General features: G+C 28.5%; 12 protein-coding genes. 5 read left to right on the top strand and 7 right to left on the bottom strand.

Going from position 1 to position 11,684, the window contains the following annotated elements:
- Positions 1 to 7 precede the first annotated feature (7 nt).
- Positions 8 to 868 carry a tRNA 2-thiocytidine biosynthesis TtcA family protein gene (locus ACN6I1_RS02945; RefSeq protein ID WP_419742660.1) on the bottom strand — a complete coding sequence of 287 codons (861 nt, stop codon included), beginning with the start codon at positions 866 to 868 and terminating at the stop codon, positions 8 to 10.
- Positions 869 to 1,142: 274 nt separating this feature from the next.
- Here ACN6I1_RS02945 and ACN6I1_RS02940 point away from each other — a divergent pair, with 274 nt between their 5' ends.
- From ACN6I1_RS02940 to ACN6I1_RS02930, 3 genes are read left to right on the top strand one after another with little or no spacing between them, the layout of a single operon-like run.
- Positions 1,143 to 1,346, top strand: coding sequence for a spore coat associated protein CotJA (locus ACN6I1_RS02940; protein ID WP_021429821.1), 204 nt, complete (start codon positions 1,143 to 1,145; stop codon positions 1,344 to 1,346).
- Entirely contained in the window at positions 1,346 to 1,609 is a 264-nt protein-coding gene (locus tag ACN6I1_RS02935) for a spore coat protein CotJB (protein WP_021429956.1), read from the top strand. Before ACN6I1_RS02940 ends, ACN6I1_RS02935 begins: the two co-directional genes overlap by 1 nt.
- Before the next feature lie 17 nt (positions 1,610 to 1,626).
- Complete coding sequence (locus ACN6I1_RS02930; protein ID WP_148551190.1) at positions 1,627 to 2,199, top strand: manganese catalase family protein; 573 nt, start codon at positions 1,627 to 1,629, stop codon at positions 2,197 to 2,199.
- A gap of 48 nt (positions 2,200 to 2,247) precedes the next feature.
- On the opposite strand, the gene ACN6I1_RS02925 is transcribed toward ACN6I1_RS02930, so the two are convergent.
- Positions 2,248 to 2,655, bottom strand: coding sequence for a hypothetical protein (locus ACN6I1_RS02925; RefSeq protein WP_021432152.1), 408 nt, complete (start codon positions 2,653 to 2,655; stop codon positions 2,248 to 2,250).
- 115 nt (positions 2,656 to 2,770) lie between these two features.
- Complete coding sequence (locus tag ACN6I1_RS02920) at positions 2,771 to 4,120, bottom strand: SH3 domain-containing protein (RefSeq protein ID WP_419742659.1); 1,350 nt, start codon at positions 4,118 to 4,120, stop codon at positions 2,771 to 2,773.
- Positions 4,121 to 4,377: 257 nt separating this feature from the next.
- Between ACN6I1_RS02920 and ACN6I1_RS02915 the strand changes: the two genes are divergently transcribed.
- Positions 4,378 to 6,546, top strand: coding sequence for a DNA topoisomerase (locus ACN6I1_RS02915; protein WP_419742658.1), 2,169 nt, complete (start codon positions 4,378 to 4,380; stop codon positions 6,544 to 6,546).
- Between the two features lie 131 nt (positions 6,547 to 6,677).
- Here the strand turns inward: ACN6I1_RS02915 and ACN6I1_RS02910 are convergent, their stop codons facing one another.
- The 4 genes from ACN6I1_RS02910 to ACN6I1_RS02895 all read right to left on the bottom strand — a co-directional run bounded on the left by ACN6I1_RS02910 (position 6,678) and on the right by ACN6I1_RS02895 (position 10,299).
- A complete protein-coding gene (locus ACN6I1_RS02910; RefSeq protein WP_025161625.1) occupies positions 6,678 to 7,127 on the bottom strand; it encodes a YaiI/YqxD family protein in 450 nt (149 codons plus the stop codon).
- Between the two features lie 352 nt (positions 7,128 to 7,479).
- Positions 7,480 to 8,169 (bottom strand): bacteriorhodopsin, encoded by a 690-nt coding sequence (locus ACN6I1_RS02905; protein WP_419742657.1) that lies wholly within the window; start codon positions 8,167 to 8,169, stop codon positions 7,480 to 7,482.
- Between the two features lie 100 nt (positions 8,170 to 8,269).
- A complete protein-coding gene (locus tag ACN6I1_RS02900; protein WP_419742656.1) occupies positions 8,270 to 8,908 on the bottom strand; it encodes a pentapeptide repeat-containing protein in 639 nt (212 codons plus the stop codon).
- A gap of 2 nt (positions 8,909 to 8,910) precedes the next feature.
- The gene (locus ACN6I1_RS02895; RefSeq protein WP_419742655.1) at positions 8,911 to 10,299 is read right to left on the bottom strand and encodes an MATE family efflux transporter; all 1,389 of its coding nucleotides are present in this window, start codon (positions 10,297 to 10,299) and stop codon (positions 8,911 to 8,913) included.
- Positions 10,300 to 10,441: 142 nt separating this feature from the next.
- On the opposite strand from ACN6I1_RS02895, the gene ACN6I1_RS02890 reads away from it, so the two are divergent.
- On the top strand, positions 10,442 to 11,629 hold the full coding sequence (locus ACN6I1_RS02890) for an SAM-dependent methyltransferase (RefSeq protein WP_021429880.1): 1,188 nt from the start codon (positions 10,442 to 10,444) through the stop codon (positions 11,627 to 11,629).
- Positions 11,630 to 11,684 lie beyond the last annotated feature (55 nt).

Genomic DNA, 11,684 nt, shown 5'->3' with positions numbered 1-11,684 from the left:
GTACACCCTACTCAAATCTTTCTAGGAAAGAATGTTTTTCTCCATCCTGTTGCCATCCTAAAACTGAATCAATATTTACATTTTCTGCAGATTTAAAAATAGATTTCTCTACATCTTTGAAGTTATCGCCTAAGTTCTTAATAAGATCTTTTATTTCATATCTCTTATTACCTGTCTTTTTAGCCGCTACCATACAAGCACAGTTTAAAGGCCATATACCACTATTTTGTATAAATCTAACTATATGTTCTTCTCTTATATAGTATAAAGGTCTTATTATTTCAATTCCATCAAAGTTTGTAGATTTTAACTTTGGAAGCATTGTTTTAAAGTTACCTGCGCATAATAAATTAAGCATTGTCGTTTCTATTACATCATCATAGTGATGTCCTAAAGCTAATTTATTACATCCTAACTCTTCTGCTTTAGAATATAATGCTCCTCTTCTCATTCTTGCACACATATAACAAGGATAATCTTTTGCTATTTCATCTGCAATTTCAAATATTTTCGAATCAAATAAATGTATAGGTATATCTAAGTATTCACAGTTATCTACTAATAATTGTCTTATATCTTTATGATATCCAGGGTCCATAGCTATAAATTCAACGTCAAAGTTTACTTGACTATGTCTTTTTAACTCTTGGAACATCTTTGCCATAAGCAAACTATCTTTTCCTCCAGATATAGCTACTGCAATTTTGTCGCCTTCTTCAACTAAATTATATGCTCTTATAGCCTTTATAAACTTAGACCATAAGTTTTTTCTATATCTTTTTACAATACTTCTTTCGATATCTTTAAGTGGCTGTCTTTCATCAAAAGGAACTATAATTTCACAGCCTTTTCCTGCTAATTCGCTCATTCAATCACCTCATCTTTTTGTGAACATGCAACTTATTTTATCATAAAGGCCAATATTAGTTCAAGATATTCCTACCTTATATCTAATTATTTCCCAGAAAATCATTTACTTTTATTATTATCTTCAAATTTCTACTTATTATATATGTTTTTTAATTTATAAATTTTGTGTAACTTTTTAGCTACATATGAATATTATGCTATTAGATACAGTTAATTTAACTGTTATTTAGATATAATTTTCAAAATACATCATTTGAACTGGAGGAATTTTGGTGAATACTAGAAATGTTAATAAAAATTGTGGCGATGCATTAGCTAGACCATATGTAAATGACCAAGTATTTGGCAAAATGTATAATTTGTCAAAAGCACTTCAATATGGGACTATATTTCCTGAATTAAATTTATGGGAATCTGCTATGTACAATAAAGATTTATATAGATATATGAAAAAAATCAATGGAGGTAAAAGATAATGGCTACACGTGCTGATATGTTAACAGATATAGAAGAACTTTGTTTTGCATGTTTAGATATGAACTTATACCTAGACAATCATAATGAAGACGAAAGAGCATTAGCAACTTACAATAAACTATGTTCAGAGCTTGCTAAAGCTAGAATTAACTACGAAAAAAAATATGGACCATTAAATAACTTTGGATACTCTCCAAGTAAAAGTCCCTTTCAATGGGTAGAAGGTCCATGGCCTTGGGAAAATAAATTTTATGAAATGTAAATAGGGGGATAATTTTTATGTGGATATATCAAAAAACTTTACAACATCCTGTAAATCTTAAATCTAAGGATTTGCAAATGGCTAAATACTTAATAACTCAATTTGGAGGGCCTAATGGTGAATTAGGTGCTGCTTTAAGATATTTATCTCAAAGATTTACTATGCCTACAAGTAAATCTAAAGGACTTTTAACTGATATTGGTACAGAAGAACTAGCTCACGTTGAAATGATTGCTAGTATGGTTTATCAACTTACTCAAGATGCAACTCCAGAGGAACTTAGAAAAGCTGGCCTTGGTGAAAACTACGCGCAAAATGGATTTGGAATATTCCCGTCAGATGCTCACGGCGTTCCTTTTTCAGCATCTACAATAGCTGTTATGGGAAATCCAGTTACAGATTTGCATGAAGATATGGCTGCAGAGCAAAAAGCTTTAGCAACTTATTACCAACTTACTAATTTAACTGATGATGTAGATCTTAAAAATGTTCTTCGTTTCCTAGGTGAAAGAGAAATCGTTCATTATCAAAGATTCGGAGAAGCTTTAATGGATGTATATGATTATCAAGAAAGTAAAAAAACATTTTAATAAAAATAAAGCAGGTTCTATTATTTAATAGAACCTGCTTTATTTTTATTAAACATTAGATAAAACTCTTATCTTCGTCTCTTCATCTAATATATTAAATACTTTTAAACTTTCATATTCTTCAACCATAGATGTCTGTAAATATTTATATAACACATCTAAAACTGCATATTGCCCTTGGTTTCTAAAATATAACTGCAAATTAGATATATAAATCATATAACACTTATTCATTCTGATTTCTACATATTGTGAGTTACTTGATAACCTTGCATTTTCAAATAGCTCTTTTAACCTCATATATGCACATTCTGAATCTCTATTAGTTACACAGTTACTTAATCTTTCATCTAGAGCGTTCTCTATGTTTAAAACAGCATCTCTATCCATATAAAATTCTATATAGCAATTATTCTTACTGTATTTAAATTGGTAAAAATCAGTTATTAAGCACATGACTACACTCCTTCACTTAATACTATAATTATGATGACTTTATTAGTATTTTCAATTTACAATCATATTTATACACATAAAGTAAAAAAAAATAAAAAGCTTACGCTTTTTATTTTTATAAAACTCTTCTTGCATTTGTAAATTTAGAATTATAGTAACTATTGAACTGTGATATTACAACTTTTCCAGCTCCTGATGAAGCATGTATAAATTCATTATTTCCAATATATATACCAACATGGTTTACTACACCGTCTCCATCTGTATCAAAGAAAACTAAATCTCCTTTTTGAAGATTGCTTTTACTTACAGATGTTCCATATTTACTTTGCTCTTTAGAAACTCTAGGAAGGTTTACTCCTGCTCCATTTTTAAATGAATATAAAGTGAATCCTGAACAGTCAAAAGTATTTGGACCTTCAGCTCCCCATACATATTTCTTTCCTAATTGTTGTTTAGCAATATTTATAACTTTATCTGCACTAGATGATTGTCCTGGATTTTCTCCACCACCTGAGTCTACAGTTCCTAAATATTGAGATGATACATATCCTATTGTTCCATTATAATTTATTTTTGACCATCCATTACTTTCTGATATTACTCCTACTTGCGTTCCTCTGCTTAATGATCTTATAACTGAGTAATTAGTTCCTGGCCCCTGTCTAAAGTTTACACTGCTAGCAGTAACTTGTTTATTTTCTTTTACTGTATTATCTTCTTGTCCGCCACCTGAATTTATATCTCCTAAATATTGAGATGATATATATCCTATTGTTCCATTATAGCTTATTTTTGACCATCCATTGCTTTCTGATATTACTCCTACTTTCGTTCCTTTGCTTAAAGCTGATATTACTGAGTAATTAGTTCCTGGTCCTTTTCTAAAGTTAACACTACTTCCTGTCACTTGCTTATTTTCTTTTACTGTATTATCTTCTTGTCCGCCACCTGAATTTATATCTCCTAGGTATTGAGATGATATATATCCCACTGTTCCATTACAGCTTATTTTTGACCATCCATTACTTTCTGATATTACGCCTACTTGTGTTCCTTTATTTAAAGTTTTTATAACTGAGTAACTTGTTCCCGGCCCTTGTCTAAAGTTTACGCTGTTTCCTGTAACTTGCTTGTTCCCTTTTACCGTATTATCTTCTTCATTTCCTGTAGATCCTGATACATAATCACTATGTACAAATCCTTCTGTTCCATTGTACTTAATTTTTGTCCAAGAACCTACAGTTTCTATATATTCAACTTTATCTCCTGTGTTTAACTTTCCAATAGATGAGTAATTAGTCCCTGGCCCTTGTCTAAAGTTTACAGAATTCCCTTTTATAGTTCTATAATCAACACTTTTAGTTTGTTCATTCGTATTAGCAAACGATACCCCAGTAGAAGCCGGAATTATTATCGCCGCTGAAATTAATCCAGCTATCATGCTTTTTTTCTTTAAATTCATATATTTGCTTTGCTCCTCTCCCTATAAATATTCGATAATTTCAATAATATATTTTTATACTATAGTTATTATTACAAAATTGTAACATTTTGTCTACATTTGTAACGACTTCCCAATTATTACCTAGTTATATGTCAATTCATTATATACGGATTTTTTACTTTATTCTTTATACATATAATTTTTATAGTTTTCTTGAAGTTACTTCTTTTTATGTGCTAATATATTTAATAGGTTTTATTAAGGAGGTTTTAAATATGAAACTGATATTAGCAGAAAAACCCTCTGTTGCTAAAACAATAGCCTCATTTTTAGGTGCTAAAACTAAACGTGATGGATATTTTGAAGGAAATGGCTATATAGTTACTTATGCTGTAGGTCATTTAGTATCTTTATATGATGTTAAAGATTACGATAAGTCTTATGCAGGATCTTGGAAAAGTGAAAACTTTCCTTTTATCCCTGATAAATTTAGATTCAAAGTTGACGGGTCTAAATCTAAGCAATTTAATATAGTAAAATCGTTAATTCATAGAGACGATGTTGAAGAAATTATAAATGCTACAGATAATGACCGTGAAGGTGAACTGATAGCTTTTTTGATTTTTCTAACAGCTAAAAATAAAAAGCCTATAAAAAGAATACTAGTAAATGAATGGACTCCTGAAGATATTAAAAGAGGCCTTTCAACTTTAAAAACAGATGAACAGATGAGAAATCTACAAGCTGCAGGCTATACAAGACTAGTAACTGATTGGCTAATTGGAATTAATTTTACATCAATGACTACTTTAAAATACGGAAATGGAAAACTATTAAATATTGGTAGAGTTATACTTCCAACTGTAAAGTTAGTTTACGATAGAGATATGGAAATAGCTAATTTTATTCCTAAAACATATTATGAAATAGAAGGAAACTTCAGTTGTACTAATGGTAAATATAAAGGTAAGTATATAAAAGGAAAAGAATCAAAATTTGATAGTATAGATGATGCTAACAAAGTAATCGATAGTATAACATCCAGTACTGGTATTGTTAAAGACAAGAAAGTTACAACATCTAAAGAGTATGCTCCTAAATTATTTAGTTTAACATCTCTTCAAGGTTACATAACTTCTAAATACTCTAGCTTTACTTCTGATAAAGTTTTAAAAGTTTGTCAGTCTTTATATGAAGGTAAGGGAAAAGGTGGATATATAACATATCCAAGAACCGATTCTATATACTTAGAGGAAAGCTTAGCTGGTAAGGCATCTCAAACTTTAGAAAAACTTAAAGTTGGACTTCCTTATGCAGATAAAATTAAATTTACTAAAAGTAAAAGAGTTTTTGATTCTTCAAAAGTTGATAGCCATAGTGCCATTATGCCAACTTATATAATTCCTACTAAGCTAACTCCTGATGAAGAAATTGTATATAATGCTATAAAAGATAGATTTGTAGCTAACTTCATGCCTCCTGCTGAATATGAAAATACTGAAATTCATACTTTCGTGGATGACCATAAATTTTTAACAAAAGGTAAAGTTCTTAAAGTTAAAGGATACTTAGAAGTATATAATAAGGAAGAAAAAGATGATTTATTGCCGTTTGTTAACAAAGATGAAGTTGTAGATGTTGTTAAAATGGATATATTAACAAAACAAACTACACCTCCTAAATCTTATACAGAAGATACACTGCTTAAAGCTATGAAAAACTGCGGTAAAAATGTATCTGATGAGGATACAGCAGTTTTATCAGGTTACTCAATAGGTACTTCTGCTACTCGTGCTGAAGTTTTAAAGAAAATTTCAGAAGTAGGCTATGTAAATAAAAAAGGTAAATCTTATTATATTACTGATTTAGGTAAAAACTTAGTTGAAATATTCCCTTTAAAGGATTTACTAGATGTTGATTACACTGGTAAACTTGAAAAAAGCTTAAGTGATATTCAAAGAGGAGAGTTCACTAGAAGTGAGTACCTTACAAATATAATGAACTTCATAGTAAATGGAGTTGAGGCTATAAAAAATGATAGTAATAAAAATATTAGTACTGAAGTTTATAGCTATAACCCTAAAACTAAAAGATATTCTAAGGGAACTTTCTCTAATGATGGAGCAAAGCAAGAAAGCTTTGGAAAATGTCCAGTCTGTCAAAATGATGTGGTTGAATGTTCTAAAGGTTATATTTGCACTAATTATAAAGAATGTAAATTTGGAATTTGGAATAGTGATAAATTCTTATTAGCTTTAAAGAAAAAACCTAATAAAACTATGGTAAAAAGCATTTTAAAAAGTGGCTCTGCTAAAGTTAAAGGTTTGACTAGCAAAAGTGGAAATAAATTTGATGCTATTTTAAAATATACTAAAAAAGATAATGGGTATTTCTCTTGGGATATGGAATTTGAGAAAGAGAAAGAAAAAGAAAAAGAGAAGTAAATTAACTCTGTTTATTGGCTTCGTATACAACATATGTATTTCCTTTACACGACGTACTTTGTACGGAAGTGTTTCGTCAATACATATGTTGTATACTTCGCTTATTCAGAAATAATTTACTTCTCTTTTTTTTACATGGATGAATTGTTAAGATTGTTGATTAATTTAATTAAGTTATCTTTAAAGTTTATATCATCTTCTTTTTGTCTTTTTTTAGGTCCTTTCATTCTGGAACCTGCATTTCTAGCTTTTTTAGATATATGTCTTGTAAATAATAATTGATCAATATTTTCACTTGTATAAAGCTTACCATTTTGATTTATTGGATTACCTGATTTTGCTAAAACCATAGCCGCAAGCCCATAATCTTGAGTTACTACTATATCATCTTTCTTAACCTTGTTTACCAATGCAAAATCTACTGAGTCTGCCCCTTTAGATAAAATTATAGTTTCTATACCTTGCTTATTAAATATATGAGAAGTATCACACATTAGTATTACTTCTATTCCAAGTTTTTTCGCAACTTCTATGGTTATATCAACAACAGGGCATCCATCTGCATCTATTAAAATTTTCATACCGTTCTCCTAATCATTTGACTTTACTTAATTATAAACTAAAATAATCGAAAAAAAAAAGACTGTTTCCGATACAGTCTTTTAAATGGGTGGGTATTAGGTTTAAAATACTATTTATGGGGGGATAGTATTTCATCTAAAGGTTATAAGGGTGCCATTGGGAGAATGAACACCCGCTTTAATATTTATGTCAATTCCTATTGTTTTCTAGTTGTTTTTTGTCTAATCTTGTTGTCTATGTATACATAGTACTACACATTTTTATCAAATTCCATATTAAAAAAAATATTTTTTATAAAAATTTTATTTTATGACAAATTAAAATGAAACGTTAAATTTAAATTATAATTTTTTAATGTTGTTTAATTTTATTTACCTTTTTTACTCCATATAATGCTATAAATATAAATCCTAACTTATATATAGTAGGAATTATTATTCTAAAATATATATATAATTTATGATCTATTATATCTAAAACTCTAGGCCCTATTCCCCATAATGCAGGATATCCTATCCAAACTATAGTTGTAAACAAAGCTAATAGTTTATATAATTTATATTCGTAACATCCTTGAAGACTAGATATATTTTCTAAAGGTCCCCAAATTAGCCAGAAATTTATAATAAAAAACACACAACTAATCAAAAGTGTAATACCACTTGTAAATCCAGTTGTATTGTTTGAAGTTATAAAGCTAATTGTCATAATCAAATATACAAAAATTATACCTAATACTAGCTTCTTGTTTTTATGATCATAATACATTCCAATTGATCCTAATATATTAATTAGCATAGGGGTTATAATCAACCAATCTAAATATATAATTATCATGTAAAAACTCCTGATTGGATGTATAGTCATAAAAATCGCTTTAATAATATATAAAGATGTTGAGATTAGTAACGCATAAAAACTTAAATTATAAAATTTCTTAGGAACATAATCTATCTTTTTTCTCATAAATATTATCATAAGCATTCCTACTAACATAAGGAATATACATGCCCAATTTATCAATATAATTTCCTGCTTCATTTTAATATCCTTTCATTTTTACTTATAATCCTATCTTTACCAAATTAACAAAAAATAGACTGATTAAGTTTACTAAATATTTATAACCAGCCTATTTTATCTATTTTATTATTATCCCCATTAGTTTAGCTAACTCTAAAGTTTGTGCAACCGAAAATGTAGCTCCCCTTAGATCATTTAGTTTAACCTCACAACCGTCTATACTAGAAGTCGTGAAGTCAACCCCATTCAATGGTGTTCCACTAAATATAGAACTATTTAAATCTGAAGAATTTAATATTAGTTTATTATTTTGTACTTCTTGGAAAACTGCATTTTGAAAATCTGAATCTGTAATTAAAACTCCCTTAAATTTTGAAAATGAAAAATTAGAATATCTACCTAAACAATCTTTAAATTCAACATCTTTTAAAATCGCATCTTCAAACAACGTTCCGGTCAACTTGCAATTTACAAATTTAGTTCGATAAATACCACTATCATCAAAATTAATATTCGATAAATTACAATTTTCAAATATCACATCAGTTATATCAATTTTTCTAAAATCGCAACTTTCAAATTCTACATTTTTAAATATACAAGAATTCAAACTAAGCCTAACTTCATAAATACCTGATATTGTAGTATTTTCAATTATTTTATTTTCTAAGTATTCCTCTTCAAAAATTTCATCAATCACATTCGTTGGTATCTCCAAATTATTGCTTATTTTTGGCTCTTGTATTTTATTTTTCATATCTAAAACTCCTTTATATCTTTATATGACTTTTCTTTATCTTCTTTATGAGTTTCAGTTTCTTTTCCATATCCATAAACATTTCTATATCTATATATAAACGTCACAGAAATTATCATAGATAAAACTTCTGCTATTGGTACTGCAAGCCATACTCCATTTACACCTAAAAATCTAGGTAATATTAATATTCCTGATATTATAAACACAAATGTTCTTAAGAATGATACAGCTGCTGATATTTTCCCATTTGAAAATGCTGTAAACATAGATGATGAGAAAATATTTATTCCCGTAAATAAAAAACTTAGTGAGAAAAGTGAAAAACCTTTATATCCTATATCAAACACAGTAGTTCCTTTAGGCGAGAATATTCCTACTATATTTGGAGCAAATAATATTGAAATTATAAATAAGGTAACTGAACTCATTAATATAAATCTTATACTGTACTTAATTATTTTTTTAAGTTCTGATTTATTATCATTACCATAATTATAACTTATAATTGGCGCAACTCCAGAAGAAAATCCTATATATGCAGAATTTATTAAAAATTCTCCATATAAAACTATAGTTATAGCTGCTACTCCATCTGCTCCTAATAATTTCATCATTGCTAAATTAAATAACATAGTAGTTACTCCAGTTGAAAGATTTGTAACCATCTCTGAAGAACCATTAGAACACGCTTTTAATATTACTTTTAAATCCAATCTTGGTTTTACAAAATGAATAATAGATTTCTTTTTCATAAAATATATAGTTCCAAGTACTGATGGTATTAAATTTCCCATACCAGTTGCAATAGCTGCTCCAGATATTCCCATATTCATTGGAACTATAAATATATAATCTAAAATCATATTAGTAAGACCACCAATTATAGTCAAGGCAAGCCCCACTTTTGGCTTTCCTGCTGTTATTGTTAGATATTGAAATAATAAGTTGACTATAAATGCTGGAGCAAATATAAGAAGCGCAGAAAAATAGTCTATACAATACTTATACAACTCATCTGTAGATCCTAATAAATTTAAAATTTTATTAGAAAATATAAATCCTATTAAAGATATTAAGATTCCTAAAATAAATCCTATTAATACAATTAATGTAAAGTTTTCTTTAGCTTCTCTACTTTTATTTTCTCCTAATTTTTTGGCTATAACTGCACTTCCGCCTGTAGCTAACATTACCGCAACAGCTATTACGATATTTAAAAACGGATATACTATGTTAACTGCTGACAATGCATCTGTATTTACAAATCTAGATACAAATACTCCATCAACAATTGTATATAAAGATATAAACACCAACATAACAATAGATGGTATAGTGAACTTTATAAGTGATGAAAATTTAAAACTTTTTGCTAATGAATTTTCCATATTAACCTCCTAAAAACTTTCTCTCATAATAATATAAAGTATGTAGTTACTCCACAGTCAAGTCGTATTTTAAAATTTTATTTGAAATTTTTTGTTTATTCTCAAATTTTAGGGGTATTGAAATTAAAGAGGTGACATTAATATGAATAATCTAGATAAAATATTTATTAAAGAATTTCTCTCAAAGCTTGATACTAATCCATTTGAGGTTAAGCTTTGGGATGGAGAAGAATTTTTAGTCGGAGAAGGAAACCCTTCTTTTAAAGTTTGTTTCAATAACCCACTAAGTAAAAAAGATTTACTTACTAGCACATCATTAACTCTAGGTGAAGCTTACATGCGTGGTGACATTACCATTGATGGAGACCTATTACTTACTCTCGATACTTTATTTGGTTGTCAAAAAGATCATTTCCACACTAACTTTGCTAAGCTTGGTAAAATATTTTCAAAAGCTGGTAATGAAAAGAAGCAAAAATCTGAAGTTTGCTATCATTACAATCTAGGTAATAACTTTTACAGTCTTTGGTTAGACAAAACACTTAGCTACTCTTGCGCTTATTTCAAAAATGAAACTGATACACTTTATGAAGCTCAAATGAATAAAATACATCATATATTAAAGAAACTACAGTTATCTGAAGGCGAAACTCTACTTGATATAGGATGTGGATGGGGTTATCTTCTTATAGAAGCTGCAAAAAAATATAAAATAAAAGGTACTGGTATTACTTTAAGTGAAGAACAACAAAAAAAATTCCAAGAAAGAATAAAAGAAGAAGGTCTTGAGGATTATTTAGAAGTTAAATTAATGGACTATAGAGATCTTGAACATTCTGGAATGTCTTTTGATAAAATAGTTAGTGTTGGGATGCTTGAACATGTAGGGCGTGAACATTATGATTTATACTTAAAAAATGTTAATAGTGTTTTAAAACCAAAAGGTCTTTTCTTATTACATTACATAAGTGGTCTTACAGAATCTCCTGGTGATGCTTGGATAAAAAAATATATATTCCCTGGTGGAGTTATTCCTTCTTTACGCGAAATTATAGACATATTCCCTAAATACGATTTCTATACTTTGGATGTAGAAAGTTTAAGAAGACATTATACAAGAACTCTAATTGAGTGGTATAAAAACTTTGATAAAGAAAGAGATACTGTAAAAGGAATGTTTGGAGAAGAGTTTGTGAGAATGTGGGATTTATACCTTACTTCTTGTGCTGCTTGCTTCAATAATGGAGTAATAGACTTACATCAAATTTTAATAAGCAAAGGTGTTAACAACGACATTAAAATGACTAGAGCTTATATGTACGAAGATTAATTAAATTTAAAAATGAGTAAATTTCTTGTTATAATTTAAACCAATTGTGGTGGGA

It is taken from the genome of Paraclostridium dentum (assembly GCF_048568265.1).
GTDB classification, from domain to species: Bacteria; Bacillota; Clostridia; order Peptostreptococcales; family Peptostreptococcaceae; genus Paraclostridium; species Paraclostridium dentum.
This window is presented reverse-complemented; position numbering and strand designations above follow the sequence as displayed.

Bases quoted from the DNA above. Each gene is read 5' to 3' on its own strand.
- ACN6I1_RS02945 (WP_419742660.1), bottom strand. From the start codon at position 868: ATGAGCGAATTAGCAGGAAAAGGCTGTGAAATTATAGTTCCTTTTGAT.
- ACN6I1_RS02935 (WP_021429956.1), top strand. From the start codon at position 1,346: ATGGCTACACGTGCTGATATGTTAACAGATATAGAAGAACTTTGTTTT.
- ACN6I1_RS02930 (WP_148551190.1), top strand. From the start codon at position 1,627: ATGTGGATATATCAAAAAACTTTACAACATCCTGTAAATCTTAAATCT.
- ACN6I1_RS02925 (WP_021432152.1), bottom strand. From the start codon at position 2,655: ATGTGCTTAATAACTGATTTTTACCAATTTAAATACAGTAAGAATAAT.
- ACN6I1_RS02920 (WP_419742659.1), bottom strand. From the start codon at position 4,120: ATGAATTTAAAGAAAAAAAGCATGATAGCTGGATTAATTTCAGCGGCG.
- ACN6I1_RS02915 (WP_419742658.1), top strand. From the start codon at position 4,378: ATGAAACTGATATTAGCAGAAAAACCCTCTGTTGCTAAAACAATAGCC.
- ACN6I1_RS02910 (WP_025161625.1), bottom strand. From the start codon at position 7,127: ATGAAAATTTTAATAGATGCAGATGGATGCCCTGTTGTTGATATAACC.
- ACN6I1_RS02905 (WP_419742657.1), bottom strand. From the start codon at position 8,169: ATGAAGCAGGAAATTATATTGATAAATTGGGCATGTATATTCCTTATG.
- ACN6I1_RS02900 (WP_419742656.1), bottom strand. From the start codon at position 8,908: ATGAAAAATAAAATACAAGAGCCAAAAATAAGCAATAATTTGGAGATA.
- ACN6I1_RS02895 (WP_419742655.1), bottom strand. From the start codon at position 10,299: ATGGAAAATTCATTAGCAAAAAGTTTTAAATTTTCATCACTTATAAAG.
- ACN6I1_RS02890 (WP_021429880.1), top strand. From the start codon at position 10,442: ATGAATAATCTAGATAAAATATTTATTAAAGAATTTCTCTCAAAGCTT.